Genomic DNA, 26,094 nt, shown 5'->3' on the forward strand with positions numbered 1-26,094 from the left:
GTCCCCACGCGTCTGCCTGATCCCGCGGGATCAGGCAGACGCGCGGGATCAGGCAGACGCGCGGGATCAGGTCGCCGCGCCGGATCAGGCGGACGCGCGGGATCAGGCGGTGATCGCGGTTGTTTGCCTGTTCTCACGCGTTGGCCTGATCTCGCGTTGGCGCCCGTGTTGGCGCGCGACGACGTGCCGCCGCGCCGGGTCAGGCAGACGCGCGGGATCAGGCAGTGAGAGCAGTTGCTCGCCTGTTCTCACGCGTCTGCCTGATTTCGCGAGGAGTCGTCGTCTCGTCTTGGTGCCCTGCCGGATCAGCTCCGCGGGTCGCGCGGCGGGGTCGCCCCGATGTCTGGCACCGGGGCGGTTCCTAGGTGCACCTCCAGGTCGTCCGCCGAGGGGCTCTTCGGGCGGCGCGCCGTGGGGCGGTCGAGGTAGAACATCGCGGTGGACGCGATGTCGTCGCGCAGCGGCAGGTACCGCCAGCCGCTGCGCCAGCCGAGCGCCTGGATGTCCACCTTCGGCAGACCCGTGGAGAAGTGGATCGGGTCGAGCAGATGCCACCGGTACATCCCGAAGCGCTGCTGGGAGACGTAGAGGCCGTCGGGACGGATGACCTGAGGCATCCCCAGATACGGTGTGGAGAAGGCGGTGTAGCCCTGACCGGGCACGTCGAAGTTCCATGCTCCGCCGAAGTAGTCCTCGGTGCCGGTTCCGCAGATGGTCGGGTAGTCGGTGTCGTCGTCGAGGTAGAACTTGATCTCGCCCTCGCCCCACCAGCCGTTGGAGTTCGCGCCCCAGGCGATGTAGGTGCCGACGTACTGCCCCTGCCCCTCGATCCCCTCGAGGATCGTGTGAGGGACGAGCTCGTCCAGCGGATTCGAGCGGCGCCACTGCGCGTGGAAGTAGCCGTCGCCGGAGTAGTCGCCACCGGTCTCGTAGGTGATCTGGTAGTAGACGCGCACGTCGACGACCGAGGTGTTCTCGATGGTCAGCCGAGCGCCGTCGCGGAACGGCATCGGCCAGTAGGAGTTGAAGCCGCCGTGGGGGTTCGCGGCGATGACCTGCGAGTTGACCTGCGCGAACACGTCCCAGCCGTTGCAGAAGAAGTCGCCGTACGGCACCTCGACCGCGGGCTCCTCGGCGCCGTCCCAGTAGGCGCGCAGCAGGAGCGTGCGCCAGTTGTCGGTGTGCGTCGTGATCCAGATGTGCGTGATCTTGCCGGCGCCGTGGATCGAGGCCAGCTCGAAGGTCTCGCCGGCCTTGATGTCGACGCTCGGAGAGATCTTCCACCCCGGGCCGAGGTCCCGCGCGCAGTCGGCGCCGGTCCCCTCGGTCGCTCGCCCGCCGCCGCCGGCCGCGCCGTCGAAGTTCTCCGGCGAGATCGATCGGGTCTGCACGGGGCGCAGCGCGGAGAGGGACGAGAGGTCGGAAGGGCGGGGGCTCATGCGGGCACATCCTCGTGTCGGGGGATCCTGCCGACACGGTACCTCTGCGGCGCCTCTTTTGCAATCGATTTCAACGCGATAGGGTGGCGACACGGCGCCGACCGCGGTGCCAGGGGAGCGAAATGGCCACGATCTACGACGTCGCCCAGCTGGCCGGGGTCTCGCCGGCGACCGTGTCGCGCGTCTTCAACGGCGTCGGCGTCTCGGACGAGAAGGTCGCCGCGGTGCGTCAGGCCGCCGAGCAGCTGCGTTTCACCCCGAACCGCACGGCCCGGACGCTGCGCCGTCAGAGCTCCGAGGTGATCGCGCTGGTCATCCCCGACATCGAGAACCCCTACTTCACCGAGATGGCGCGCGGGGTCGAGGACGTGGCCTCCGAGGCCGGCTACTCCGTCGTGCTCTGCAACTCCGACGCGCAGGTCGAGAAGGAGTCCACGTACCTCGGGATCGCGATCGCCGAGCACATGTCCGGCGTCATCATCGCTGCGGCGTCGGAGCGGACCGATCTGACCGCCATCCGCGCGGCGGGGCGCCCGGTCGTCGCGGTGGACCGCGGCGTCGGCAGTGACGTCGACGAGGTCGTCATGGCCAACCGCGATGCCGGCCGAGCCGCGGCGGAGAGCCTGATCGAGGCCGGGTATCGGCGTATCGCGCACATCGCGGGTCCCGAGAACATCGAGACGGCCACCGAGCGTGCGGAGGGCTGGCGCCGGGCGCTCCAGGCGCACGGCGCGGAGGCCGATCCGGAGCTGCTGCGCTTCTCGTCGTTCCGGGTGGACGGCGGTCGGGAGGCGATGGAGACGCTGCTGGCGCTGCCCGAGCCGCCGGACGCCGTCGTCGCCGGCAACAACCTCATCGGCGTCGGGGCGATCCAGGTGCTGACCGAGCGCGGTCTGACGCCGCCGCGGCTCGGGGTCGCGGTGGTGGGCTCGCTGCCGTTCACCACGCTGTCGCCGACTGCCGTGACCCTCGTTCGCCTGCCCGCACGGCATATGGGCGTCACGGCTGCGCGCATGCTCCTGGAGCGGATCGCCGGCGACGCGCAGCCCACGCGCACCGTCGTGCTCCGCGGAGAGCTGCAGCCAGCCAGCGTCCTGCGCTGACGCCGCCCGCCCGCGCGCCTGCCGCGTGCGGGCGGGTCAGTCCGGGGCGCCCCAGACGCGCTTCGCGAGGCGTGTCACCTCGTCGTCCAGGTCCTCCAGCGCGGTCTCCACCCGATCCAGGCGGCGCTCGACCGCGTCGAAGCGGGCGTTGACGGCCTCGAACCGTCCGTTCATCTCACCGAACCGTCCGTTCATCTCACCGCGCAGGCCGTTGATCTCGGCGTGGATGACCCGGCTGACGTGTGTGCTGACGAGGGTCATGCCGCCGAGGATCGCAGCGGTGAAAACACCGATGAGAACCCAAATCTGAGGATCGTTCATGCCCATCCCTCCATGATGCCCCGGTTCGGTGATCGTGTCACCGAACAGCGGGGCGAAATGACGGTGGTGCCGGATCGGTGGACAACTCGTCTTCGACCGCGTCGGGGAGGAGGACGAGAGGATCCGTTGCCCTTGAAATCGATTTCGTGTAGCGTGATCGCCGTCCGCGGAGCAGCGGACAGCGATCGAGGAGGATGCGCGTGCAGTGCACCATCGGCGTCGACGTCGGCACGTCGAGCAGCAAGGGCGTGCTCGTCGCGGAGGATGGACGGATCCTCGCCCAGGCCACGCGCGCGCACGAGGTGAGCCGCCCGCGCGCCGGCTGGGTCGAGATGGACGGCGAGGTGTGGTGGGACGAGTTCGTCTCCCTCTCCCGAGAGCTCGTCGGAGCGGCATCCGCACTCGACGACGAGGGTCCGGCCGAGATCGTCGGCGTCGGGGTCAGCGGCATGGGCCCCTGCGTCCTGCTCGCCGACGAGGACGACCGCCCCGTCCGCCCGGCGATCCTCTACGGCGTCGACACGCGCACGGGCGCGCAGATCGCTCGCATGGACGCGGAGCTCGGGGAGGACGAGATCACCCGCGTCGGCGGCTCCGTCCTCACGTCCCAGGCCGGAGGCCCCAAGCTCGTCTGGGTCCGGGACGAGGAGCCCGTTATCTGGGCGCGCGCGCGACGGCTGTACATGCCGGCCTCCTGGCTGGCGCGGCGTCTCACCGGCGCCTATGTGCTGGATCACCAGTCCGCGAGCCAGATGTCCCCGCTGTACGACATCGAGGCCGAGGCCTGGCACCGCCCGTGGTGGGATCGCTACGCCGCGCCGATCGAGCCGCCCGCTCTGGCCTGGGCCGGCGAGGCGGCCGGAACGGTCACCGCGCGGGCGGCGGAGACGACGGGACTTCCCGAGGGGATTCCCGTGATCGTCGGCACGATCGACGCGTGGACGGAGGCGGTGAGTGCGGGCGCCCACGGTGCGGGCGATCTCATGCTCATGTACGGCACCACGATGTTCCTCGTCGCGACCGGGCCCGAGACCCTCCGCACGCCGTCGATGTGGACGACCGTCGGGGCGTTCCCCGGCACGCGGAACCTCGCGGGCGGGCTCGCGACGTCCGGGGCGCTGACCGCGTGGCTGGCGGAGCTGACCGACGCCGACTACCCGGAGCTGCTCGCCGAAGCGGAGGCGTCCGGCCCGGGTGCGCGCGGGCTCGTGATGCTCCCGTACTTCGCGGGCGAGCGCACCCCGATCCAGGACCCCGACGCCCGAGGGGTGATCGCGGGGCTCACCCTGGAGCACGGCCGTGGCGACCTCTACCGCGCGGCCCTGGAGGCCACCGCCCTCGGGGTGCGGCACAACGTCGAGACCATGCGGGCCGCGGGCGCCGCGATCGACCGGATCGTCGCGGTCGGCGGCGGCACCCAGGGCAGGCTCTGGATGCAGATCGTCTCCGACGCGACCGGGCTCGTGCAGGAGGTGCCGCGCCACACGATCGGTGCGAGCTACGGCGCGGCGTTCCTCGCGACCGCCGCCGCGGCCGCGGGATCCGGGGCGCCGGCGCCGCTCATCGCGGACTGGAACCCGATCGTCGACCGGATCCTCCCGGACCCGGACCGCGCCGGGGTCTACAACGCCCTCTTTGACCGCTACGTACGGCTCTACGAGGCCACGAAGGGCGTCGTGCACGAGCTCGCCGGCGAGCAGCGGGGGCGCGCGTGACCGGCGTCGCGGCGGTGCGCCGCGCCCGGCCCATCCCGCACACCGCCGTCATCCCCGACCGCCCGACCGACCCCGACACCACGGAGAGACCATGACCTACGCACTCCCGACCCCCACCGCGCGGCCGGCGGCCGAGCCGAACACCGTGTACCTCATCACCTCGGGCGACCTGCGCGAGTCGGCCAACGTCGCCGGGTGGCCCGTCCAGGCCGCCGCGGAGGCCGCGGTCACCGCGGTGTTCGAGGAGCTCGGATGGACCGTGATCCGCCCGTTCGGTGTGGACCCGGAGACCGGGCACGGCTACATCTCCAGTCAGCGGATGGGGATGGAGGTGTTCACGCGGATCCCGGAGGACGCCCCGCTCGCCGTGGTCACCGCGAACTGGCAGTACTCCCACCACGTCCTGCCGGGCCTGCGCACGCATCGCGGACCGATCCTCACCGTGGCCAACTTCGCCCCGGACTGGCCCGGCCTCGTCGGGCTCCTCGGTCTGAACGCCGGCCTCACCAAGATGCAGAAGCCGTACTCCACGCTGTGGTCCGTCGATTTCACGGACCAGGAGTTCCGTGAGGGACTGCGGTCCTGGACCGAGACCGGCCGCGTGTCGCACGACGCCTCGCATGTGCGTGCGCTCGCCGCGCTGCCGGACGGGCCGGAGAAGGAGCTCGGTCAGGCACTCGCCGCCCAGCTGCGCCGAGACAAGGCGATCATCGGCGTCTTCGACGAGGGCTGCATGGGCATGTACAACGCGATCTTCGACGACGAGTTGCTCAACCCCACCGGCATCTACAAGGAGCGCCTGTCGCAGTCGGCCCTGTACGCCGAGATGCGCACGGTCGCCGACGCCGAGGCCGACGCCGCCTACGACTGGCTGATCGATCACGGCATGACGTTCCGCTACGGCGAGGACCCGGCCACCGAGCTCACCCGGGATCAGGTGCAGTGGCAGCTGAAGATGTACATCGCCGCCCTCCGGATCGCCGACGACTTCGGACTGGACGCGGTCGGCATCCAGTACCAGCAGGGACTCAAGGACCTCGTGCCGGCCTCCGATCTCGCCGAGGGCATCCTGAACTCGACCGAGCGTCCGCCGGTGACCTCGCGCGACGGCTCCCGGGTGCTGCACGAGGGGCGCGCCTTCCCGCACTTCAACGAGGCCGACGAGGGCGTCGCGGTGGACGCGCTCGTGACCGACCGCGTGTGGCGGGCCATGGGGCTCGTGCCGGACAACACCCTGCACGACGTGCGCTGGGGCGAGGAGTACGACGGGGACTTCGTCTGGGTCTACGAGATCTCCGGGTCCGTGCCCGCCTCGCACCTCGGCGGCTGGCACAACGCCGAGGGATGGCGGCAGGGGCACGTGTTCTTCCCCGCCGGCGGCGCCACGATCAACGGCGTCTCGATCCCCGGCGAGGTCGTCCTCTCCCGGATCTACATCGCCGAGGGGGTGCTGCAGGCCGACCTCTTCCGCGGGTCGGTGGTCGAGCTGCCCGCCGACGAGACCCGCCGCCGCAAGGAGGCGACGAACCCGGAGTGGCCGATCGCGCACGTGATGCTGCACGGGCAGAGTCGGGATCAGTTCATGGCCAGGCACAAGGCCAACCACGTGCAGGTCGTCTACGCGCCGGACGCGGAGACCGCCGACAAGGCGCTGATCGCCAAGGCCGCGATGCTCGACGGCATGGGGATCCGCGTGCACCTCGTCGGGGACGTCACCGTCTGACCGCGGACGGGCGCGCGCCGGTGGGGACCGGGGCGCGCCCGTCCGTGGCCGTCCGATCGGACGTCACGCCGTCGCCGGCGGGTCAGGACGAGCCCCAGAAACGTCTGGCCAGGTGGGCGACCTCCCCGTCCAGATCGTCGAGACGCCGCTCGATCGAGTCGAGCCGGACGTCCATGGTCGCGAACCGGGCGTCGATCGCCTCGAACCGGGCGTCGATCGCCTCGAACCGGGCGTCCATCCGCTCGAACCGGGCGTCCATCCGCCCTTCGAGCCCGTCGAAGCGCGCGGTGAGCTCGGACCGCAGCGACGCGATGATCCGCTCGTTCTGCCTCAGCAGCAGCGTGAGCCCGCCCGCCATCACCGCGGCGAACACGCCGATGAGCGTCCAGATCTGTGGATCGTTCATCACCATCCCCTCATTCTGTCCTCTGTGCGGGATCCTGTCACGCCCCGCAGGCGGGATCGCACGCCAGATCGGGACGTGTGGAAAGGCGGCGGCATCCGTCTTGCTGTGGAGGGGCAGGCGCGGGCCGGCCGTCGATCGCAGGCGGCGAACGGCGAAGGGGGAATAGGCTGGCGGCACGATGAGGATGACGCGTCGAACTCTGCTCGTCGGCACCGGATTGGGGGCCGTCACCCTGCTCCTCGCGTCCTGCGTGCCGGAGCCCGAGCCCACGCGGACGCCCACGCGGACCCCGATGCCCCGGCCTACCCCGACGACCGGCCTGCCGGCCCCGACCGACGTCCGGCGGAGCGCCTGGTCCGCCGACCCGTTCTCCCGCGGTGCGGCGAGCATCACCCCGGTCGGCGCGCAGCCCGGGCAGCGCGAGCTCCTGGCCGAGTCCGTGCAGGACCGGCTCTTCCTCGCCGGGGAGGCGACGGACGCCGACGCTCCGGGCACCATGCGCGGCGCCGTCGCGTCGGGCGAGCGCGCGGCGCGGGCGGTGGTGGAGGTGATGGACGACGGCGAGCGGATCGCCGTGATCGGCGCCGGGCTCGCCGGGTCCGCCGCCGCGCGGATCCTCGCGGACGCGGGCGCACACGTGACCGTCCTCGAGGCCCGCGACCGCGTCGGCGGCCGGATGCATGCCGAGACCGACGACGCCTGGCCGACCGGCGTCCAGCTCGGCGGATGGATCCTCGGCGCCGACGACGAGGACCTCCGCAGCCGCATCGACGACATCGCGGTGGTCACTGCGGACGTCGCCGGGCCGCAGTGGTTCGGGACCGACGGCGCGGTGGACGCCCCCTCGGAGGAGCCGTTGGCCGCAGCGATCGAGCGCGCCGGGCAGCAGCCGGCCGACCTCTCCCTCGCCCAGGCGCTCGCGGAGAACGGCGCGGATCCGGCCGATCCCGGGCTCGTGGCCGTCCTCGCGGCGCTCGCCGCGGCGACCGGCGCCGATCCCGCCACCGCGTCGTCCTGGTTCCCGCCGATCCCCCGGGGCGGGGGACTCGTCGTCCCGCTCGGGGACACCACGGCGCTGTTCGACCGGTTGCTCGACGGGGTCCAGGTCTCGCTCTCCTCTCCGGTCAGCCGCATCGCCTACGACGACGCCGGGCTGAGCGTCCGGCTCGGGACCGGCGAGGCGCTGTCGTTCGACCGGGTCGTGCTGACGGTGCCGCTGGGAGTGCTGCAGGAGCAGGGGATCGAGTTCGCGCCACCCCTTCCGTTCGAGATCCGTGGTGCCGTGTCCGCCCTCGCCATGGGAGCGATCGAGACGATCTGGCTGCTCTTCGACGAGCCGTTCCCGCGCCCGGGTGAGGAAGCGGGAGGCGAGGGCGGGGCCGGGCCGGAGCCGACGGCGACGGTCACCCCCGACGCCGACGCGCCGGAGGCCTCGGCCGTCGCGGTCTCGCTCTGGCAGCTCGTGGACGGCTCGGCCGTCTTCCGGACGTGGCTGGAGCTGCGCACCGACGACGACCGCACGGTGCTCGTCGGCGTCGTCGGGGGAGACTCGGCCGTCGAGTTCGCCGACCTCGACGATGAGGCGGCGCTCGCCGTCGCGCTGGAGTCGCTGTCCCGCTTCGCCCCCGACGCGATCGAGTAGTCGCGTCCCCGCGGCGGGCATGTTGACACCGTACGCGCTCCCTCCTAAGCTCCCATGGAATCGAATCCATGGATTCGATTCCATGAACGATCGGGCGAAGGGGTCGATGAACGTCGTCACCATCAAGGACGTGGCCGCGCGCGCCGGGGTGTCCCCGGCGACCGCCTCCCGCGTGCTGTCCGGCCACCCGGCGACGTCGCCCGGATCCCGGGAGCGCGTCGAGCAGGCGGCGCGCGATCTCGACTTCCACCCCAACGCGCAGGCCAGGGCATTGCGCTCCACGCGCTCGGACACGATCGGCCTGCTCGTCTCCGACGTCCGCAACCCCTTCTTCGCGGATCTCGCGCACGCCATCGAGCAGGAGCTGCTCGCCTGCGGCTACACCACGCTGCTGGGCAACGCCAACGAGGACCCCGCACAGCAGGACCGCTATCTGGACACGCTCATCTCCCGGCGGGCGGACGGCGTCATCGTCGCTCCTCAGGGGGGTGGTGATCCGGGAGCGATCCAGGCACTGCTCGCCCGGGGCGTCCCCCTCGTCTTCGTGGACCGGGTGCTCCCGGGCATCCCCGTTCCGAGCGTCACCACCGATCCCGTCCCCGGGATCCGCCAGGCGGCCGTCCACCTGCGTGACCGGGGGCACCGGCGGGTCGGCTACATCGCCGGACCGCAGACGGCGTCGACCGGCCGGGACCGGCTCGCCGCCTGGGCGGCCGCCGCGGCCGACGCGGGGCTGGACGCGGACCCGGCGCTGATCCACCATGGCGACTTCCAGGCGGAGAGCGGATCGGCGGCCGTCCATCGCCTCTTCCAGCTCCCCGACCCACCCACGGCGCTGCTCGCCGCGGACAGCCTGATGACCGTCGGGGCCCTGGCCACGCTGCAGCGCCTCGGGCACCGGATCGGCGAGGACCTCGCGCTGGTCGCCTTCGACGACATCGAGTGGTTCTCGCTGCTGAACCCTCCGCTCAGCGTGATCGCGCACAGCGTCGAGGAGATGGGGCGGCACGCGGTCCGCCTTCTCCGCGAGGTCATCGCCGGAGGCGCCCCGGACTCGATCCTCCTGCCGAGCGAGCTGATCGTGCGGGCCTCCTCCTCGTCGCCCGCTCCCGCGCCCGCGGCCTTCGTCCGTCCGTCCCCGTCCTCCTCGAAGGAGCCCTCATGAGTGCGCAGGCACAGCCGACCGCCGTCCCCCGCGCGATCGCCGACGGAACCGTCGTCGTCGCCGGGTCCATCAACATCGACCAGCGGGTGACCGCCGCGCGGCTTCCCCGTCCCGGCGAGACCCTCATCGGAACATCGGCGAGCCTCGCTCCCGGGGGCAAGGGGGCGAACCAGGCCGTCGCGGCGGCGCGCCGCGGCGCGGCGACCGTCATGGTCGGCGCCGTGGGCGACGACGGGCGGGAGGCCGACGCGGTCGGCGTCATGGCGGAGGCGGGCGTCGACCTCGGCCGGGTCGCCACCGTCTCCGGTCCCACGGGACTCGCCCTCGTGAGCGTGGGCGAGGACGATGCAGAGAACACGATCATCGTGGTGCCCGGTGCCAACGGCCTCGTGGACGCCACGGCGATCGAGGCGCACGCCGACGTCGTCGAGGCGGCCGCCGTGCTCGTCCTGCAGGGGGAGATCCCCGTGGACGGGATCGACCGCGCTGCCGCGCTCGCGCGCGGCCGGGTCCTGCTGAACCTCGCTCCCGTCTGCGCGGTCGCGGACGAGACGCTCCGCCGCGCGGACCCGCTGGTCGTCAACGAGCACGAGGCGCTCGTGCTGCTGGACCAGCTCGCCGCGGGTGCCGCGGACGACGGTGGAGGGGCCGGTGGCGAGAGCGCCGCCCGCGAGGTGCCCGCCGGCCGGTCCGACGCCGCTCTCGCCCAGGCGCTGCGTTCCGCCGGAGCCCGGTCGATCGTGCTCACGCTCGGCGCCGGCGGGGCCGTGGTCGCCGAGGGGGCGCGGCTCGTGCACGTCGCCTCCCCGCGCGTGGACGCGGTGGACACGTCCGGCGCCGGGGACGCCTTCGTCGGATCGCTGGCCGCCTCGCTCGCGGCGGGGTCCTCGCTCATCGACGCCGTGCGTCTCGCCGTCCGGGTCGGGGCGTTCGCCGTGACCCGGCAGGGGACGCAGTCCTCCTCGCCGATGTCGGACGACGTGCTTCCGGGCGGTGACGAGGCCGTCACGGAGCTCGACGCCGGGGCGACGGAAGACACGGAGGCATCGCGCCGCTGACGCGCCCATCGCCGCCGTCGTTCAGGACGAGCGCCAGAACCTCGTGGCGAGGTTGGCGACCTCCTTGTCGAGGTCGTCGACCTTGTCCTCGACGCGGATGAGCCGGTCGTCGATGGCGTCGAGCCGGGTGCCCATCGCCGTGAACTGACCGCTCACCTCTCCGCGGAGTCCGTCGATCTTCGCGTCCAGCCGTGCGCCCTCCGATCGCAGGACGCGGCTGAACTGGGCCGTCATCACGGACATGCCGCCGAGCACCGCGGCGGCGAACACGCCGATGAGCGTCCACACCTGCGGATCGGTCATCTGCATCCCCCCATTCTCCTCGGGAGGCTCCAGGTTGTCACCGGGGGAGGCGCCGCCGGGGTCTCGGACGGGAGCCGTGGAGAACTCCGACGCATCCGCCGCGGGGGAGGACGACCACCGGACGCGCGGTCTACGATCCGGGGCCGGGACGCGACCACCGCACCCCGGGGAGCCGGCTGGTGAGCACCAGCACGGAGGAGACCGCCGCGAAGATCGCCAACGCGACGGCGGAGGTGCCGAGGAACTCCGCGGGGCCGCTCACCTGGCGGGGATCCAGGAAGTAGTACGGGTACCACCCGATGATCGGCCCCCGCCACATCGTGAACCCTCCCCAGACGAGCGGGAAGGCGAGTGAGGCGGGGACGATCGTCCACGGAACCGGGCGTCGGGCGGGCGTGACGAGCCAGGCCGACGCGGAGAACGCCGGCAGCCAGTAGTGGATCAGCTGATCGGACCACGGCACCGTCATCGGGATGCCCCGGAGATGGGCCTGCCAGACGATGAGACCGAACGCGAGTCCGGCGGTGAGCGTCCACGTGAGCACGAGCGCATAGGCGGCGGAGAGCCAGCGCGGATCCTCGGCGCGGCGCAGGGCCAGTGCCGCCGCGACGACCAGCAGCAGCATCAGGGCGATGTTCGACTGCACCGTGAGATAGGCGAAGAAGTTCTCCCCCGCGGCGGTCCGCGAGCTCAGACCCCAGAACAGGCGGTGGACGAGCGCGACGAGGCACACCGCCGCCGTGGCCACGCGCACGAGGGCGACCACGGTCCGAGCCCTCACCGTCCCGTCATCTCCTGTCCGGGGGCGATCGGGTGCGCCCCCGGCCCGAGTCTACGGACCCGGCCTCGGCGCCGGCCGGGGGAGACCCGCAGAGAAGGAGCCCGCATCGGCAGGGCAGCGGAGTCAGGCCCCGGGGAGGAGGCCGTCCGCGAGCGCGTCGACGACGTCGTCGACGGGCAGGTCCGGGTCGATCGGCGTGGTCAGGCGATCCAGCAGCAGGCCGTCGATCGCGTAGTGGAAGAGCGCGATCTCCCGGCGGCCGCCGGGAAGACCCGCCGCCTCGTTGAACGCGACGTCGCCCTCGAACCCGGCACGCAGCCACGGGGCGAGCACTGCGGCCAGCTCGGGGCGACGCGCGGACTCCAGGCGCAGTTCGAACAGCGCGAGGGTGACCTCCCGGTCGGCGCAGAGGCGGCGGACGATGTCGCGAAGGTAGTCGGCGAAGAGCGCGCGGCTTGGCTGCTGCCCGGCGCGGAGCGCCAGGTCCTCCGGCGTGGGCGCGAGGCGGGCGCCGATCCGTTCGAACAGGCCCGCCATGAGCGCGTCCCGGCTGCGGAAGTAGTTCGACGTCGTCCCCGTGGGCACCCCCGCCTCCTCGTCCACGGCGCGGTGGGTGAGTCCGCGGGATCCCTCGCGGGCGAGCACTGCGAGCCCGGCATCGGCCAGCGCGGCACGGCGCGCATCGTTCTTCGCCATGCGACGAGACTAGCGCAACCACTGCATCTGTTGTAGTCTCCAATCACTGCACCTGTAGTTATTGGAGAACGATGCGAGAGCTCACCTATTACGTCGCCGTCAGCCTCGACGGATACATCGCGGGCCCGGGCGGCGAGTTCGACGCCTTCCTCGCGGAGGGCGACCACATGGCGCCCATCTGGGCCCGGTACCGCGGCACGGCGCCGACGGTCCTGGCCGCCCATGCCGGCCTGCCCGTCGAGGACGGGCCGTTCGACACCGTCCTCATGGGATGGAACACGTACGCGGTCGGCCTCCCCGACCACCACCTGGCGGATCCGTACGCGCACCTGAGGCAGATCGTCTTCACGCGCACCCATCAGGGCCCGGAAGGAAGCGGCGGCGTCGAGTTCACCGCCGCCGATCCGATCGACACCGTCCGGGCGCTGAAGGAGGAGGACGGCGCGGGGATCTGGCTCTGCGGCGGAGGAGCGCTCGCCGCTCACCTGGCCGACGAGATCGACCGGCTGGCCCTCAAGATCAACCCGGTGCTCCTCGGGGGCGGGATTCCGCTGTTCGGCCCTCGCGGCTACGCGCCGACGAGGTTCGAACGCGTGGACACGACGGCGTTCGACTCCGGCGTCGTGCTCGCCGAGTACGTGCGCCGCTGAGGCGGGTCAGGCCGGGTCGAGCCGCAGCACGGGGCCCGACTCGCCCACGGCGAGGTCGTCGGCGCTGCGGAGCGTGCGCGCGAGGTCGTCGACCGCGCCCAGCACGGTCCCGAACCGCTCGCGATCCCCGCACACCGCCTGGAGGGTGATCAGGTGCGTCCCGGTGTCCCACGTGTAGGTGGCGAACGGCGGACTGGACGGGTTCGGCGGAAGGGGGACGACGAGCTTCTCGCCGATCCCGAGATAGGGATTGCGGAACTCCTCCGTGTCGTCGTACTCCATCGGCATCATGGCGCGGGCGGTCCGCAGCTGCGGCGTGAGCTCCTGCGCACTGGCCATCGCGACGATCAGCTCGGGCTCCTGCTTCCAGGTCCACACCAGGACCCGGCCGTCCGCCTTGCGCATCAGCAGCGGGGCGGCCTGGCTCATGGCCCAGGCGGCGAAGCCGGAGCCCGGGCGGGGCGTGGCTCCGGCGGCGGCGTTCGCCTGACCCAGCAGCATGCGGATCGCGGCCTTGCGATGACGGCGCCCCTTGAAGCCGAGGGATCCGGTCACGGGGATCCAGCGGGCGGGGTCGGCGTCGGCGAGCAGGCGCATGTCGTCACGCTATCGCGCGCACCTATCGGGCGGGTGTGGATCCGGATCGGCCCGCGGGGACCCGGGCCAGGTCGCGCAGGCGGCCGCCCCGGGGGTCGCTCCCCGTCGCTAGGCTCCGAGGAGGGCCGTGCGAGCCCGCGACCGGAGGGGAGCCACGTGCACGTCGAGATGCGGGGACCCGAGACGGCGACGCCTCTGCTCCTGCTGCACGGCGGCGGCGTGGGCGGGTGGATGTGGGGTCCCGTGCGCGCGCGTCTGCGTACCCCGTGGCGCGTGATCGTGCCGGATCTGCCCGGTCATGACCGCAGCGCCGGCAGCCCGTACACCGCGCACGAGGCCGTGATCGCCGAGCTCGTGGCGCTCCTGGAGCGGACGGGGAGACCGGCCGTCGTGGCCGGCTTCTCCCTCGGCGCCCAGCTCGCGGTGCTCCTGGCCTCGGAGCGGCCCGACCTCGTGGAACGCGTCGTCGCGGTCAGCGCGCAGGCCGTTCCCGCCCCGGCGACCGGCCCGACGCTGGCGCTGCTGTCCGCCACGGCGGGTCTCGCGAGGAATCCGGCGTTCGCCCGGGCGCAGGCCAGGGAGCTGTTCGTCCCGGATGCGCTGCTGCCCGACTACCTCCGCACCTCCGCCGCGATGTCGCGCGCGACGCTCGTCGCCGCGGTCGGGGCGAACCTGCGGTTCCGGATCCCGGCAGGCTGGTCCCGATTCCCCGGGAGCGCCCGGATCCTCGTCGGCGAGCGGGAGCGCCGGCTGATGCACCGCTCCGCGGCGGCGCTGCACGACGCCCTCCCGAGCGCCGTGCGCGAGGAGGTCCCGAGGTGCGGGCACGGGATCCCCCTGCAGCGGCCGGACCTGCTCGCGCGCATCCTCGACGAGTCCGACTGACGCCCCGCCGGAGGGCGGGCGGCGGTCCCCGCAGGCCTGCGCGGCGGCGCGCACAGCGGATCCCCGGCGGTCCCAGAGCCCTCGGGTAGAGTGTCGAGCGCCCGATCCCGGGCGGAACCCCTTGTCCGCGGCCCAGAATAGGCAGCCCCCGTGACCTCTCCCGACGACCGCCCGACCTCGGCTGATCCCGAGACCCCGGCCGTCCCGAATCGCTCCGGCGACGGCCCGTTGACCATCCTGATCGGATGCGACACGTTCGCCCCCGACATCAACGGGGCCGCGCGCTTCGCCGAGCGCCTCGCCGCCGGCCTCGTCCAGCGCGGCCACGACGTGCACGTCGTGGCTCCCAACCAGGCGTACCGGCGCACCAAGCCCCGCACCGAGGTGATCGAGGGCGAGCCGATGACCCTGCACCGTCTGCCCTCGGTGCGCTGGGCCCCGCACGACTGGCTGCGCTTCGTGTGGCCGTGGCGATCCAAGCACTACGCCCGCGTCGTGCTCGACGAGGTCAAGCCGGACGTCGTCCACATCCAGTCGCACATCGTGATCGGCCGCGGGCTGTCCCGCATCGCCCACCGTCGTGGCATCCCGGTCGTGGCGACCAACCACGTGATGGCCGAGAACATCCTCGACCACACCACGATGCCGAAGTTCATCGACGACATCGTGCTGAAGCTCGCCTGGGCCGACGCCGCCCGCACCTTCGCGCTGACCCGGGCGGTCACCACGCCCACGCGGCGCGCCGCGGACTTCCTGGAGCGGACGATCGATGTCGGCGACGTGATCCCCGTGAGCTGCGGCATCGACCGCTCGAACTACGATCCGGTGATCGGCCCGCGCGAGCGCAACCGCATCATCTTCGTCGGCCGGCTGACCGCCGAGAAGCAGATCGACGTCATCCTGCGGGCGCTCACGAAGCTCGACCCCGCGCTGGACGTCGCGTTCGACATCGTCGGCGGCGGCGACCAGCGGAAGGCCTTGGAGAACCTCACGCAGGAGCTGGGGCTGGGCGACCGCGTCACGTTCCACGGCCGCATCTCCGACGAGAAGCTGCGCTCCCTCTACTCGCGGGCGTCGGTGTTCGCGATCGCCTCGATCGCCGAGCTGCAGTCCATCGCGACGATGGAGGCGATGGCCTCGGCGCTCCCGGTGGTCGCCGCCGACGCCGTCGCCCTTCCGCACCTCGTCCACGACGGCGAGAACGGCTACCTGTTCGAGCCGGGCAACGTGGACGAGCTCGCCGCGCGCCTGACGGACGTGCTGACCGCGTCGCCGGCCGAGTACGAGCGGATGCAGCAGGCCTCCCTCGACGGCGTCGCGATCCACGACATCAACCGCACTCTCGACACGTTCGAGGCGCTCTACCGCGGCGCTCCGCTGCCCGAGTGACGGCCGCGCCCCCGTGCACGTCGTCTTCTTCAGCGACCAGCACCTGGAGTCCCTCGGCGGCGCCCAGGTCTCGATGCGGCTGCAGCGACGATACCTGGAGCGTGCCGGGCACACGGTGACCGTGGTCGCCCCGAGGATGCACGGCCCGCGCGCGCAGGGTATCGATCCCGACGCCGCGGCCGGCTACGTCGACCTCCCGTCGATGCCGATCACTCCGGACCGGGAGTACTCCCTGACGTGGCCGGGGCGACGCACCGACCGCGCGCTGGACCGGGCGATGGCGTCGCGGCCGCCGGCAGACCTCGTGCACGTGCAGGCGGACTTCTGGGGCGCGTTCATCGGCCACCGGTACGCGCATCGGCACGGGATCCCCGTCGTCCACACGATGCACAACCGGGTCGACGTCGGACTCGCCGCCGTGACGCCGCTGCACCGGCCGGTCCTCGTCGCGTTGAACGTCTGGCGGCGCCGGGCGCTGCGCGGCGTCGGCGTGCAGCCCCGCGGACGGGACGGGTGGGCGTACCTGCGCGGCATCGCCGCCGAGTCGCGGGCCGTGACCGCGCCGTCCGGGCACTTCGCGCGCCGCCTGGAGCGGCACGGCGTCTTCGATCCCGTGGATGTGGTGTGGAACGGCATCGACGAAGACGTGCTCGAGGCCGTGCGGTCCGCGGCGCCGTCGATCCGGCGTCCGGGACCCGCCCGCTTCGTGTGGCTGGGCCGGATGAGCCCGGAGAAGCGGCTGCTGCCCTTCGTCGAGGCCGTGGTGGCCGCCGACGTGGACGCGGAGATCGAGATCATCGGCGGTGGCGGGCAGCGTCGGGCGGCCGAGCGGATCGCGGCGCGGGCCGGGCGACCGCGGATCCGGTTCGCCGGTCGGTTGTCCTACCCGGAGGTGCTCGTCCGCATCGCCGACGCGGACGCGGTCGTGCAGACCTCGATCGGCTTCGAGACGCAGGGGATGACGCCGTTCGAGGCGGCGACCCTGGGAACGCCGACGGTGGTGAGCGACCCCGATATCGCCGCGGAGCTGCGCGGTGGGCTGTGGGCCGTGCCGGAGACTGCGGCCCCCGCGGCGGGTGGTCGCCGAGGGGCGCGGGCGCGGGAGGAACGCCGGATCGCCGCCCTCGCGCAGACGCTGCGCGATGCCGCGGCGGACATCGACGCCGGCCGAGCGCCGCGTCCGGATCCGGAGGTGGCCGAGGCCTTCCGCCAGTCGTCGCGGACGGCCGCGATGATCCGGATCTACGAGCGCGTCCTCGAGGGCTGACCGGCTCCGGTCGCCCCGGTGTCGGTCGTTGAGCGAGCGGAGCGCCTCGAGACGCGGTGTGCTCGGTCGTCCGGTGTCGGTCGTTGAGCGAGCGCAGCGAGACGAAACGCGGTGTGTTCGGTCGTCCGGTGTCGGTCGTTGAGCGAGCGGAGCGAGACGAAACGCGGTGTGTTCGGTCGTCCGGTGTCGGTCGTTGAGCGAGCGGAGCGAGACGAAACGCGGGTCAGGCCCCGGCGAGGAGGGGTGCGATCAGCGACATCAGCCAGGACGAGGCGACCCCGACGAGCCCGGCCCCGCCGACTCCGATCGCGATCCCGGCGAGCACCTTGCCTCGGGCGGCGCGGGCGCCGATGATCCCGACGATGAGGGAGAGCGCGTAGCCGACGAGCAGCACGAACGACTGCACCGTGGCGAGCAGTCCGTAGAGGGCGAACCGATCGGCGCCGGCTGCCGCGCCGGAATAGATGAGCGTCTGCAGCCCGATCGTCCCGACGAAGGCGAGCAGGACGGTGATGAGGGCGATGACGAAGGCGGTCTTGCCCGCTCCACCGGATCCTCCCTGTGTCACGGGGGCCGGTTGACCCGGGTACCCGCCGGCAGGTGCACCCGTGGCGGCGGCGGCGCTCGGTCCGGGGTTGAGCACCGCACCGGGAGGCGGTGCGGCAGGGGACGAGCCCGCGTGCGACGGGTCTGAGGCGTACGGCGGCGTGGGCTGCGGGTCGCTCATGCGGTCGAGCATAGATGAGAGCGTCCGTGCTGTGGGGTGCCCCGTCGGTGTGCCCGGTCGCGCCCGGCTCCACCCCCCGCCTTCGCGTCCCGATCTGCACACCTGGTTCCGATCTGCGCCGGATCTGCCGCAGGAACTGTGCGGATCGGGCCCGGATGTGCAGATCGGGGACCGGTGCCGGATGCGAGGATCGGCGCCTCGATCAACCGGGGGTGCCGACCGCCGGATCAGAGCCCGGACGCGGTTAGGGCGTCCTCCGGACGATCCCTCCGCGGGAGGAGCGGAGATCGACCGGGACCCGGGACCAGTCCGTCGGCATCCGTCGGACTCGGGTGCGGCGGAGCTCCACGGTCGTTGCGACGATGCCCCAGACACCGAGGGCGAGGAGAATCAGCACGATGATCATGGCAGAGAATCTACGATTGACGTGATCCTGCCACAAGTGGCAGGATGGCCATAGTCCGCAGGAAAACCGCCATCGTGCGAGGGAGACGCCGCCGAGGCGTATGACGAGGAGGAGCGCGGGATGAAGACCGTCGCGTGCATCGTGCAGCCGGGGTTCTCGCCGTTCGAGTTCGGGATCGCCTGCGAGGTGTTCGGACTCGACCGTTCGGACGACGGCGTCCCTAATTTCGACTTCCGCGTCGTGGCCGCCGATCCGGGGGAGGTGCCCTCCAAGCTGACCTTCTCGCTCAGCGGCGTCGCCGATCTGTCCTTCGCGTACGAGGCGGACGTGGTGGTGGTCTGCCCGTTCCCGCGGGAGCGCTGGAGGGATGTGGATCCGCGTGTGCTCGACGTGATCCGCTCCGCGGTGGACCGCGGCGCCTGGCTGATCAGCGAGTGCAGCGGGGTGTTCGCCCTTGCGGCGGCGGGGGTGCTCGACGGGCGCCGGGCGACGACGCACTGGATGTACGCCGACGAACTGGCGCGCATGTTCCCGCAGATCTCCGTAGATCCGGACGTCCTGTTCGTGCACGACGGCCGGATCATCACCAGCGCGGGCACCGCGGCCGGGATCGACGCCTGCCTCTCGCTCCTGCGGCTCGAGCTCGGCGCGGAGATGACCAATCGGATCGCCCGGCGGATGGTCGTGCCCCCGCAGCGTGACGGCGGACAGGCGCAGTTCATCGATCGTCCGATTCCCGTGGATCCGGGGTCCTCCCTCGCCGAACTCGCCGACTGGGCGCTGGCGAATCTCCGCGGGGACCTCTCGGTGGAGCGCCTTGCCGCGCACGCCCACATGTCGGAGCGCACCTTCGCGCGGAGGTTCAAGGCCGAGCACGGGATCACGCCTGCCGCGTGGCTCACCCGGCAGCGCGTCCTCCAGGCTCAGCGGCTGCTGGAGCGCACGGACCTCGGAATCGATCGGATCGCCCAGGAGTGCGGTTTCGGCTCCGCGGCGGTGCTGCGGCAGAACTTCGCGCGGGTGCTCGGCACGAGCCCCACCGCGTACCGGGCGACGTTCGGCGCGTCCTCCCTGCCGAGCGGGATTCCCGCGGCGGAGCCCGTCGAGGAGCCCGCGCTCGTCTGAGTCCCCTCCCCCGTGCGCGGCGCGGCGGGATGCTCTTGCCGGAAGGATCACTCGCGGGTTCAGGCGTTCGCGCGGGTTCAGGCGTTCGGGCGCGCGTTTCGCCTGTTCTCGTGTGTCTGCCTGATCTCGGGCGGCGGGTCGGCGGAGTGGCGCGGGCGTGTGTGCGGGGGAGCCACGCGCGGGTTCAGGCGTTCGCGCGGGGTCAGGCGTTCGGGCGCGCATTTCGCCTGTTCTCGCGCGTCTGCCTGATCTCGGGCGGCGGGTCGGCGGAGTGGAGTCGGGGGATCAGGCGAGCCAGTGTCCGGGCGTCGGCAAGGCGCGGTCGTGGACCTCCACGCCGTCCGCGGTGACCTCGGCGGTGCAGAACAGCAGCGACAGGGTCGGGTAGCCGTGCACGCGGTTGTCGCGGATGATCGCCCGGTCGTCCTTCGGATCGAGTCGCGTCGTGTGTGCGAGCTGGTCGATCCACAGCCCCGCCCACTCGCGCGGATCCCCGCCGTCCGCGATCGCCGCGCGCTCCCGGAACGAGGGCAGCCAGTGCGCGATGCGGGGCGTGGTGGGGTCGTCGAGGTCGTCGTGCGCGATCATGTGGACGCCCGGCGGCACCGGCGTCTCCCGAAGCGTCACGCCGTCCCAGGAGAAGACGCGGGCGCCTTGCGGGGACACCTCGAGCAGATTGAAGCCGTGGTGGCGCAGCGGCGTGCCCAGCGCGGGGGACTGTCCGGCGACGGACTGGAGGGTCAGGCTTCCGCGGGAGAGCACCTGGTCCTCGGGAAGATCCAGGACGTCCGCGCGGTTCAGCAGGACCGCCAGCCGACGCGACTCGGGATCCACCGCGAGCCAGGCGCCGCCGGCGCGCCGATCGCGGATCCCGATCACGCCCGGGTGCTCCTCGGGCCACCACGCGCCGAGGGCGTCCCATTCGCGCTGCGGATCCTCGTCGCGCACCGCGAGCAGTCGCGATCCCCGCCCATCGACCTCGATCACGACCGTGCACACGCGCCTCAGTCTAGGAGTCCCACGGGCGCTCGGATCCGTGACCGCACGGTAGCGCGCTCCGGGGAGGGCGGGGCACGTGGACAGGTGCTGGATCGGGGAACGGCGCTCGGCGCGGAGGATCTTGTGGATCCCGTCCGCGGGAACGGAGGTTCGCGGCGGGGACGGTGGTTGTCCGCCGGGACGGATGCGATCCGCGGAACGGGGGTCTCCTCGCAACGGCGGTTCTCCGCCGGGACGGGGTGGATCGGCGGGTACCGCAAGTCGAGAGTGTCGCTTGTAGCGGCGAACTGCTCATAGAGCGGAGGATCGCGCGGGTTCCGTCCGCGCGAGCGCGGGTTCTCCGTGGGAGGGCAGTGCTGGCGCGGAGGATCTTGTGGATCCCGTCCGCGGGAACGGAGGTTCTCCGTGGGAACGGGACGCCTGGGGGAGCGGGTCGGGCAGAATCGAGGCGTGGACATCGTGGTGGGGGTCTCGGGCGGCATCGCCGCGTACAAGTCGGTCGCACTGGTGCGGCTCCTGATCAAGGCCGGCCATGAGGTGACCGTCGTGCCGACGGAGGACGCGCTGCGGTTCGTGGGCGCGCCGACCTGGGAGGCGATCAGCCGCAACCCGGTCACCACGAGCGTGCACGACGATGTCGCCCGGGTCCGACATGTCGCCCTGGGGCAGGGCGCGGATCTCGTCGTGGTGGCGCCGGCCACGGCGAACACCATCGCGCGGATGGCGGCCGGGATCGCCGACAACCTCCTTGGCACGACGCTGCTGGCCACCACGGCCCCGGTGGTCGTCGCCCCGGCCATGCACGCCGAGATGTGGCAGCACCCGGCGACGCAGGCGAACATCCGCACGCTCCGCGAGCGCGGCGTGAGGATCGTCGGTCCCGCGGACGGGGAGCTCGCCGGCGGGGACAGCGGACCCGGACGCATGAGCGAACCGGAGGAGATCGCCGAGGCGGCGCTCGCCGCGCTCGCGCCTCAGGATCTCGCCGGCCTGACGGCGGCGGTGTCCGCGGGCGGGACGCGCGAGCCCATCGACCCGGTCCGCTATCTCGGCAACCGTTCCAGCGGACGCCAGGGAGTCGCGATCGCCCGAGAGGCCGCGGATCGCGGGGCGGAGGTCACGCTCGTCGCGGCCAACATCGGAGCCGACGTCCTCGCTGACGCCGCGCATCCCCGGATCCGGGTCGTCCCTGCGGCGACCGCGGCGGACGTGGCGGAGGCCATGGGCACGGCGGCGCGGACGGCGGATGTGATCGTGATGGCCGCCGCGGTGGCCGACTACCGCCCGGCGACGGCCGCGGCTCAGAAGCTCACGAAGGAGGGCGGGGCGCTGGAGCGGATCGAGCTCGTCGAGAACGAGGACGTGGTGGCGGGACTCGCCGCCGTGCGCTCGTCCGGCGGCGCGCCCGCCGGGCAGACGATCGTCGCCTTCGCCGCCGAGACGCTGCCGGACCCCGCCGAGCGACTCGCCCGGGCCCGGCGCAAGCGCGAGCGCAAGGGCGTCGACCTGCTCGCCGTCAACCACGCCGATGCCGACCACGGCTTCGAGCGGGCGGACAACGCCGTGGAGATCGTCGGCGCGGACGGCGCGGTCGTCGCCTCCGCCGCGGGATCCAAGCGGGACGTGGCGGCCGCCCTGTGGGACGCGATCCTCGCCGCGCGACCCTGATCCGCTCGCGTTCGGGGCGCATTCCCGGGGATCGGGGCGCATTCCGGGGCCGATTCGCCCCACACCGCGCCCCGAACCGGGAACACCGCGCCCCACCGCGCCCGCCCGGGGCTGACGGTCAGATTGTGGGGAGCCAGGCGCCCTCGGGCGCAGCGAGCCAGTCCTCCGCGTCGGACAGCTCCCGGGCGCTGCGGCGCAGCGCATCGAGACCCGGGTGATCGAGATCGGCACGCCAGCGCATCGTCCAGGGGAACAGCGCGACGGGCGCGATGAGCGGACGCGAAACGAGGCCGCCCACGGGGGGCTGGCTCTCCAAGGCCAGGCCGGGCGCCCTGTGCAGCCTCAGATGCGCGGCGAGTTCCGCACCGCCGAGCACGTGCGGGTGACCGTCCGACGGATCGACACCGAACCGCGCGAGGAGCTGCCCCATCGCCTGCGCCCAGGCCGGTGTCACGTGATCCCCGGAACGCGTGCACACCTGTGCGGTCCGAAGGTCCTCCAACTCAATCACCGAGCGCACGGCGAGCGGATGGTCATCGGGGAGCAGCACGATCACCCGCTCCTGACGGACCGCCTGTCTCCGCACCGCCGAGGAGCCGGCGGGATCCGCGCCGAAGCCGACGTCCGCGCCGACCGCCGCCTCGGCCGATCCCCCGCCGTATCGCACGATGTACTCGATCTCGGGGGCGGCGCGTCGTGCCGCCTCCAGCACGCGAGCGGGCGTGGTCCCCGGAGCCACTGCGTCGACGACCAGGGTTCCGACATCGGCGCGCAGATCGCGGACGGCGCGGTCGTGCAGGGCGATGAGGTCGCGTGCACGATCCAGCAGACGTCGTCCCTCCGGGGTCAGCACGACCCGGCGGGACGACCGGTCCAGCAGACGCACTCCCGCCGCCTCCTCCAATCGACGCACGTCACGGCTCAGCGCCTGCTGTGCGATGAAGAGGCGACCGGCCGCACGCCCGAAGTGCAGCTCCTCCGCGACGGCGACGAAGCGGCGGAGGAGTCGGATCTCGAGGTCTGCCGCCACGGACCCATTCTGTCCGCTCCGTGAAGAAGGCGGTAGCGGATCGACAACAGAAGCGCGTCGATCCGCTCGCCGCCGGTGTTGGACGGTCGCCGGAAGCGGCGAGGAGCCTGGACGCATGTCCTCCTCGATCCGAGACCGCCGCTGCGCCGGGCGTTCGGCTGACCGTCTCGCAGACCGCGATCTCCTCCGCGGGGTCACGACGCTGCACGGGGGAGTCGGGCTCCTCACCGCCGTCTGGGGCGCAGGGCTCCCCGAGATCGACGCCCGCGTCGACCTCGGACCGGCGCGTCTCGGTCTCCTCCTGCTCATGCTCGCACTCGGAGCCGCGGTCGCGATGCCTCTCGCGGGGTGGCTGGCGCGTCGCCGGAGCGACGCCGCCGTGCTCCGGATCGCGTTGCCCGCCGCCGGCCTGGTTCTCGCCGTGATCGGAGCGATGCCCGACGCGGAGCCGATGTTCGTCCTCGCGGTCGTCTTCGGCCTCTGCTGCGGCGGTGTCAACGTCGGTCTCACGGCGCAGGCGGCGGAGGCGGAACGTCGGGCGGGGCGTCCGGTGATCGCGCGGATGCACGGGTGCTGGACCCTCGGCGCCGTCGCGGGGGCGTCCCTGCTGGCGGCGATGCTCCGCGCAGGTGCCGACGGCCGTATCCTCCTGCCCGGCGCCGCGCTGGGCACGGGGCTGCTGCTCGCCCTCGTCGCGGTGAGGCTGCCGGAGGCCCGTGTCGCCACCCCGGCGTCCCCGCGCATCACCGGCGCACCGGAGCGGCGGGTGAGCCGCGACGCCGGAGGAACGGCGGGGCCGGTCCTCCTCGGGGCGGGTGCGGTGGCGGCGGCCGCCTTCGTCGTCGAGGGAGCTGCGACCGACTGGGCCGGCATCCACGCCACTCGAGTGCTCGGTGCGGAGCCTGCGGCCGGGGCGGCGTTGTACGCCGTGTTCTTCGCGGCGATGACCGCCGTCCGGTTCGCAGGGGACCACCTCCGGGCCCGTGTCGCGGCACCGGCGCTGGTCGTGGCCGCGGCCGCGGCGACGGTCCTCGGGTTCGTCCTCGTGCTGCTGTCGCCGGCCGTCGCAGAGGGGGCCCGGCTCCCGGTCGCCGGCAGCGGCTGGGCGCTCGCCGGAGCGGGCTCCGCACTCGTCTGGCCGATCGTGATCGGCGGACTCGGTGCTGCCGTCGTCGACCCGGCGCGGCTCTCCGTCGTCACGACGATCGGCTACCTCGGCGGTTTCGTCGGGCCGGTGCTCATGGGCGGGATCGCCGCCGGGGCGGGAGTCGACGGCGCGATGGTGCTGCCCACCGCCCTGGCCGTACTGCTGGGACTCGCGGCCCCCTCCCTGGTCGCCCGGCTCCTGCGCCTCGCGCCGTCCGTGCCCGGGGGAGCCGGAGCTCCTGCGCCCTCGGCGCCGGTCCATCCTCAGCCCACCACCCCTGCGGAGTGATCCGCACCCGACGAAAGGAACCCCATGTCCGATCCCATGAAGACGTTGTCCGACACGGTTGAAGAATCAGCCCGCACCGAAAGGTCCTCCCCGACCGGTCCCGTCGTGATCGAGGTCCCCGAGACCCGTCTGAGCTTCACGCTCCGCGGGTCCGGCCCCGCCATCGCGCTCGTCGGGTCGCCGATGACCGCCGACGAGTTCGCCCCTGTCGCGGAGGTGCTCGCCGTCGATCATGCCGTCCTCACGCACGACCCGCGCGGCCATGGCGGCAGCGTTCTTCGGGATCCGTCCGCCGGATCGACGCCCGAGCAGCGCGCGGACGACCTCGCCGCGCTCGTGCGCCATGCCGGCATCGGGCCGGTCGCCGTCCTCGGATCCAGCGGCGGCGCTGTCACGGCGCTCGCTTTCGCTCAGCGTCATCCGGAGCTCGCCACGACGATCGTCGCGCACGAGCCGCCTCTGCTGGAGCTTCTTGATGATCGGGACGATCAGCGCCGGCAGACGGAGGCGATGCGGCGCCGACACGCAGACGGCGACGTGCTCGGGGCGTGGAGGATGTTCTTCGCGCAGGCCGGCATCGAGGTTCCGGACGGGATGCTCGAGGGCATGTTCGGCGGGGAACGAGAGCAGCGGGAACGCGCGGAAGAGGCGTTCTGGTTCGCAACGGAGCTGCCGGCATCGGTGTGCTGGGAGCCGGACCGGACGGCGCTGCGCCGTGGTCCGCGGATCGTCCTCGGCATCGGGGAGGAGTCGGCCGGGCAGCTGTGCGAGCGGACGACGGAGGCTCTCGCGGAGCGGCTCGATCTCGGGACGGTGCGCTTCCCGGGTGACCACACAGGATTCGTCGATCACCCCCAGGCGTTCGCCGCGCGCCTCCGGGAGGTGCTCGGCTGAGCTCATCTGCATTCGGGGCGCGTTCCGGGGGATCGGGGCGCGCCCCGGTGGCGTCCGGCCCCAGGGGGCGCCCCATTCCGGGCGCCACCCCGAGGGCGTCAGGCGAGGGCCGCGAGGAGATCGTCCGTGCGGCGCCGGGCCAGGGCGGCGGCCCGGTCCGGCGGCATCCGGGACGGCTCGGCGATCACGGCCACGGCGAGGCCGTCGGTGAGGGCGACGAGCTCCGCGGCGGCCTCGTCGATCGCCGCGGCGGATGCGGACGGGCGGGCCGCGGCGAGGAGCCCGGCCAGCCCGCGGTGGACCCCGGCCCAGAGCTGCGCGTAGCGCACCTGCACGTCCGGATCCGCCACGGTGTGGGCCGCGAACGCCAGCCACACCCGGCTGACCGGGCTCTGCGGCGTGGACGGGACGAGCAGGCGGATCGTGCCGTGCAGCTCGGCGACCGGGTCTCCGGGCGTGCGGACGGCCGCTCCCGCCGCCTCGGCGATCCCGCCGATCCGGTCCATCGCCGCCAGGAGCATCGCACTCTTGGTCGGGAACCAGTGCTGCACCGTGCCGATCGCGACGCCCGCGCGCGCGGCCACGGCGCGGACGCTGAGCCCGCTCATGCCCTCCTCGGCGATCACGTCGACGACGTGGTCGAGGAGGCTGTCCCGGGTCATGAGTCGAT

The 26,094-nt window shown here is 72.8% G+C and carries 26 protein-coding genes; 14 read left to right on the forward strand and 12 right to left on the reverse strand.

The features are described from left to right. Nucleotides 1–305: 305 nt before the first annotated feature. Nucleotides 306–1,439: a glycoside hydrolase family 172 protein gene (locus V6R91_RS10440; RefSeq protein WP_336395376.1), complete on the reverse strand. Its 1,134-nt coding sequence runs from the start codon at nucleotides 1,437–1,439 to the stop codon at nucleotides 306–308. A gap of 122 nt (nucleotides 1,440–1,561) precedes the next feature. On the opposite strand from V6R91_RS10440, the gene V6R91_RS10445 reads away from it, so the two are divergent. Next, nucleotides 1,562–2,542 carry a LacI family DNA-binding transcriptional regulator gene (locus V6R91_RS10445; RefSeq protein ID WP_336395377.1) on the forward strand — a complete coding sequence of 327 codons (981 nt, stop codon included), beginning with the start codon at nucleotides 1,562–1,564 and terminating at the stop codon, nucleotides 2,540–2,542. A gap of 36 nt (nucleotides 2,543–2,578) precedes the next feature. Here the strand turns inward: V6R91_RS10445 and V6R91_RS10450 are convergent, their stop codons facing one another. After that, nucleotides 2,579–2,863, reverse strand: a complete 285-nt coding sequence (locus tag V6R91_RS10450; protein WP_336395378.1) for a hypothetical protein — start codon at nucleotides 2,861–2,863, stop codon at nucleotides 2,579–2,581. A gap of 194 nt (nucleotides 2,864–3,057) precedes the next feature. On the opposite strand from V6R91_RS10450, the gene V6R91_RS10455 reads away from it, so the two are divergent. Next, nucleotides 3,058–4,578, forward strand: a complete 1,521-nt coding sequence (locus V6R91_RS10455) for an FGGY-family carbohydrate kinase (protein WP_336395379.1) — start codon at nucleotides 3,058–3,060, stop codon at nucleotides 4,576–4,578. 91 nt (nucleotides 4,579–4,669) lie between these two features. Next, nucleotides 4,670–6,301, forward strand: coding sequence for a fucose isomerase (locus V6R91_RS10460; RefSeq protein ID WP_271059776.1), 1,632 nt, complete (start codon nucleotides 4,670–4,672; stop codon nucleotides 6,299–6,301). A gap of 82 nt (nucleotides 6,302–6,383) precedes the next feature. Here V6R91_RS10460 and V6R91_RS10465 read toward each other — a convergent pair whose 3' ends face one another. Further along, entirely contained in the window at nucleotides 6,384–6,707 is a 324-nt protein-coding gene (locus V6R91_RS10465; RefSeq protein ID WP_336395380.1) for a hypothetical protein, read from the reverse strand. Nucleotides 6,708–6,891: 184 nt separating this feature from the next. Here V6R91_RS10465 and V6R91_RS10470 point away from each other — a divergent pair, with 184 nt between their 5' ends. From V6R91_RS10470 to V6R91_RS10480, 3 genes are all read left to right on the forward strand, one after another. Then, nucleotides 6,892–8,349: a flavin monoamine oxidase family protein gene (locus tag V6R91_RS10470; protein ID WP_271059778.1), complete on the forward strand. Its 1,458-nt coding sequence runs from the start codon at nucleotides 6,892–6,894 to the stop codon at nucleotides 8,347–8,349. Nucleotides 8,350–8,431: 82 nt separating this feature from the next. After that, nucleotides 8,432–9,514: a LacI family DNA-binding transcriptional regulator gene (locus tag V6R91_RS10475; protein ID WP_271059779.1), complete on the forward strand. Its 1,083-nt coding sequence runs from the start codon at nucleotides 8,432–8,434 to the stop codon at nucleotides 9,512–9,514. Beyond that, nucleotides 9,511–10,572 carry a ribokinase gene (locus tag V6R91_RS10480; protein WP_336395381.1) on the forward strand — a complete coding sequence of 354 codons (1,062 nt, stop codon included), beginning with the start codon at nucleotides 9,511–9,513 and terminating at the stop codon, nucleotides 10,570–10,572. The genes V6R91_RS10475 and V6R91_RS10480 overlap by 4 nt, the downstream gene beginning before the upstream one ends. A 21-nt stretch (nucleotides 10,573–10,593) precedes the next feature. Here V6R91_RS10480 and V6R91_RS10485 read toward each other — a convergent pair whose 3' ends face one another. The 3 genes from V6R91_RS10485 to V6R91_RS10495 form a co-directional block, all read right to left on the reverse strand. Next, nucleotides 10,594–10,881, reverse strand: a complete 288-nt coding sequence (locus V6R91_RS10485) for a hypothetical protein (protein WP_336395382.1) — start codon at nucleotides 10,879–10,881, stop codon at nucleotides 10,594–10,596. A 124-nt stretch (nucleotides 10,882–11,005) separates the two neighbouring features. After that, nucleotides 11,006–11,656, reverse strand: coding sequence for a Pr6Pr family membrane protein (locus V6R91_RS10490; RefSeq protein WP_336395383.1), 651 nt, complete (start codon nucleotides 11,654–11,656; stop codon nucleotides 11,006–11,008). A gap of 123 nt (nucleotides 11,657–11,779) precedes the next feature. Beyond that, complete coding sequence (locus V6R91_RS10495; RefSeq protein WP_271059787.1) at nucleotides 11,780–12,352, reverse strand: TetR/AcrR family transcriptional regulator; 573 nt, start codon at nucleotides 12,350–12,352, stop codon at nucleotides 11,780–11,782. Between the two features lie 71 nt (nucleotides 12,353–12,423). Here V6R91_RS10495 and V6R91_RS10500 point away from each other — a divergent pair, with 71 nt between their 5' ends. Beyond that, nucleotides 12,424–13,002: a dihydrofolate reductase family protein gene (locus V6R91_RS10500; protein WP_271059788.1), complete on the forward strand. Its 579-nt coding sequence runs from the start codon at nucleotides 12,424–12,426 to the stop codon at nucleotides 13,000–13,002. 6 nt (nucleotides 13,003–13,008) lie between these two features. Here V6R91_RS10500 and V6R91_RS10505 read toward each other — a convergent pair whose 3' ends face one another. Then, on the reverse strand, nucleotides 13,009–13,599 hold the full coding sequence (locus V6R91_RS10505; protein ID WP_336395384.1) for a hypothetical protein: 591 nt from the start codon (nucleotides 13,597–13,599) through the stop codon (nucleotides 13,009–13,011). Nucleotides 13,600–13,755: 156 nt separating this feature from the next. On the opposite strand from V6R91_RS10505, the gene V6R91_RS10510 reads away from it, so the two are divergent. From V6R91_RS10510 to V6R91_RS10520, 3 genes are all read left to right on the forward strand, one after another. Beyond that, complete coding sequence (locus V6R91_RS10510; RefSeq protein ID WP_336395385.1) at nucleotides 13,756–14,484, forward strand: alpha/beta fold hydrolase; 729 nt, start codon at nucleotides 13,756–13,758, stop codon at nucleotides 14,482–14,484. 150 nt (nucleotides 14,485–14,634) lie between these two features. After that, entirely contained in the window at nucleotides 14,635–15,873 is a 1,239-nt protein-coding gene (locus V6R91_RS10515) for a glycosyltransferase (protein ID WP_271059791.1), read from the forward strand. Nucleotides 15,874–15,886: 13 nt separating this feature from the next. After that, complete coding sequence (locus tag V6R91_RS10520; protein ID WP_336395386.1) at nucleotides 15,887–17,140, forward strand: glycosyltransferase family 4 protein; 1,254 nt, start codon at nucleotides 15,887–15,889, stop codon at nucleotides 17,138–17,140. Nucleotides 17,141–17,363: 223 nt separating this feature from the next. On the opposite strand, the gene V6R91_RS10525 is transcribed toward V6R91_RS10520, so the two are convergent. Further along, nucleotides 17,364–17,867, reverse strand: coding sequence for a hypothetical protein (locus V6R91_RS10525; RefSeq protein ID WP_271059793.1), 504 nt, complete (start codon nucleotides 17,865–17,867; stop codon nucleotides 17,364–17,366). Between the two features lie 244 nt (nucleotides 17,868–18,111). Continuing rightward, on the reverse strand, nucleotides 18,112–18,273 hold the full coding sequence (locus tag V6R91_RS10530) for a hypothetical protein (protein WP_336395387.1): 162 nt from the start codon (nucleotides 18,271–18,273) through the stop codon (nucleotides 18,112–18,114). A 120-nt stretch (nucleotides 18,274–18,393) separates the two neighbouring features. Here V6R91_RS10530 and V6R91_RS10535 point away from each other — a divergent pair, with 120 nt between their 5' ends. Then, nucleotides 18,394–19,398, forward strand: a complete 1,005-nt coding sequence (locus tag V6R91_RS10535; RefSeq protein WP_336395388.1) for a GlxA family transcriptional regulator — start codon at nucleotides 18,394–18,396, stop codon at nucleotides 19,396–19,398. A 285-nt stretch (nucleotides 19,399–19,683) separates the two neighbouring features. Here V6R91_RS10535 and V6R91_RS10540 read toward each other — a convergent pair whose 3' ends face one another. Then, nucleotides 19,684–20,397, reverse strand: a complete 714-nt coding sequence (locus V6R91_RS10540) for an NRDE family protein (protein WP_336395389.1) — start codon at nucleotides 20,395–20,397, stop codon at nucleotides 19,684–19,686. Nucleotides 20,398–20,847: 450 nt separating this feature from the next. On the opposite strand from V6R91_RS10540, the gene coaBC reads away from it, so the two are divergent. Then, nucleotides 20,848–22,065, forward strand: coding sequence for a bifunctional phosphopantothenoylcysteine decarboxylase/phosphopantothenate--cysteine ligase CoaBC (gene coaBC / locus V6R91_RS10545; protein WP_336395390.1), 1,218 nt, complete (start codon nucleotides 20,848–20,850; stop codon nucleotides 22,063–22,065). Between the two features lie 118 nt (nucleotides 22,066–22,183). Here the strand turns inward: coaBC and V6R91_RS10550 are convergent, their stop codons facing one another. After that, nucleotides 22,184–23,095, reverse strand: a complete 912-nt coding sequence (locus tag V6R91_RS10550) for a LysR family transcriptional regulator (protein WP_271059798.1) — start codon at nucleotides 23,093–23,095, stop codon at nucleotides 22,184–22,186. Between the two features lie 115 nt (nucleotides 23,096–23,210). Between V6R91_RS10550 and V6R91_RS10555 the strand changes: the two genes are divergently transcribed. Both V6R91_RS10555 and V6R91_RS10560 read left to right on the forward strand, forming a co-directional pair. After that, a complete protein-coding gene (locus V6R91_RS10555; RefSeq protein ID WP_336395391.1) occupies nucleotides 23,211–24,530 on the forward strand; it encodes an MFS transporter in 1,320 nt (439 codons plus the stop codon). A gap of 24 nt (nucleotides 24,531–24,554) precedes the next feature. Then, nucleotides 24,555–25,424 (forward strand): alpha/beta fold hydrolase, encoded by an 870-nt coding sequence (locus V6R91_RS10560; protein WP_336395392.1) that lies wholly within the window; start codon nucleotides 24,555–24,557, stop codon nucleotides 25,422–25,424. Between the two features lie 98 nt (nucleotides 25,425–25,522). On the opposite strand, the gene V6R91_RS10565 is transcribed toward V6R91_RS10560, so the two are convergent. Next, complete coding sequence (locus tag V6R91_RS10565) at nucleotides 25,523–26,086, reverse strand: TetR family transcriptional regulator C-terminal domain-containing protein (RefSeq protein WP_336395393.1); 564 nt, start codon at nucleotides 26,084–26,086, stop codon at nucleotides 25,523–25,525. Between the last annotated feature and the right edge of the window lie 8 nt (nucleotides 26,087–26,094).

Source organism: Microbacterium sp. CCNWLW41 (genome assembly GCF_037083505.1).

Bases quoted from the DNA above. Each gene is read 5' to 3' on its own strand.
- V6R91_RS10440 (WP_336395376.1), bottom strand. From the start codon at position 1,439: ATGAGCCCCCGCCCTTCCGACCTCTCGTCCCTCTCCGCGCTGCGCCCC.
- V6R91_RS10445 (WP_336395377.1), top strand. From the start codon at position 1,562: ATGGCCACGATCTACGACGTCGCCCAGCTGGCCGGGGTCTCGCCGGCG.
- V6R91_RS10450 (WP_336395378.1), bottom strand. From the start codon at position 2,863: ATGAACGATCCTCAGATTTGGGTTCTCATCGGTGTTTTCACCGCTGCG.
- V6R91_RS10455 (WP_336395379.1), top strand. From the start codon at position 3,058: ATGCGCGTGCAGTGCACCATCGGCGTCGACGTCGGCACGTCGAGCAGC.
- V6R91_RS10460 (WP_271059776.1), top strand. From the start codon at position 4,670: ATGACCTACGCACTCCCGACCCCCACCGCGCGGCCGGCGGCCGAGCCG.
- V6R91_RS10465 (WP_336395380.1), bottom strand. From the start codon at position 6,707: ATGAACGATCCACAGATCTGGACGCTCATCGGCGTGTTCGCCGCGGTG.
- V6R91_RS10470 (WP_271059778.1), top strand. From the start codon at position 6,892: ATGACGCGTCGAACTCTGCTCGTCGGCACCGGATTGGGGGCCGTCACC.
- V6R91_RS10475 (WP_271059779.1), top strand. From the start codon at position 8,432: ATGAACGATCGGGCGAAGGGGTCGATGAACGTCGTCACCATCAAGGAC.
- V6R91_RS10480 (WP_336395381.1), top strand. From the start codon at position 9,511: ATGAGTGCGCAGGCACAGCCGACCGCCGTCCCCCGCGCGATCGCCGAC.
- V6R91_RS10485 (WP_336395382.1), bottom strand. From the start codon at position 10,881: ATGCAGATGACCGATCCGCAGGTGTGGACGCTCATCGGCGTGTTCGCC.
- V6R91_RS10495 (WP_271059787.1), bottom strand. From the start codon at position 12,352: ATGGCGAAGAACGATGCGCGCCGTGCCGCGCTGGCCGATGCCGGGCTC.
- V6R91_RS10500 (WP_271059788.1), top strand. From the start codon at position 12,424: ATGCGAGAGCTCACCTATTACGTCGCCGTCAGCCTCGACGGATACATC.
- V6R91_RS10505 (WP_336395384.1), bottom strand. From the start codon at position 13,599: ATGCGCCTGCTCGCCGACGCCGACCCCGCCCGCTGGATCCCCGTGACC.
- V6R91_RS10525 (WP_271059793.1), bottom strand. From the start codon at position 17,867: ATGAGCGACCCGCAGCCCACGCCGCCGTACGCCTCAGACCCGTCGCAC.
- V6R91_RS10530 (WP_336395387.1), bottom strand. From the start codon at position 18,273: ATGATCATCGTGCTGATTCTCCTCGCCCTCGGTGTCTGGGGCATCGTC.
- V6R91_RS10535 (WP_336395388.1), top strand. From the start codon at position 18,394: ATGAAGACCGTCGCGTGCATCGTGCAGCCGGGGTTCTCGCCGTTCGAG.
- V6R91_RS10555 (WP_336395391.1), top strand. From the start codon at position 23,211: ATGTCCTCCTCGATCCGAGACCGCCGCTGCGCCGGGCGTTCGGCTGAC.
- V6R91_RS10560 (WP_336395392.1), top strand. From the start codon at position 24,555: ATGTCCGATCCCATGAAGACGTTGTCCGACACGGTTGAAGAATCAGCC.
- V6R91_RS10565 (WP_336395393.1), bottom strand. From the start codon at position 26,086: ATGACCCGGGACAGCCTCCTCGACCACGTCGTCGACGTGATCGCCGAG.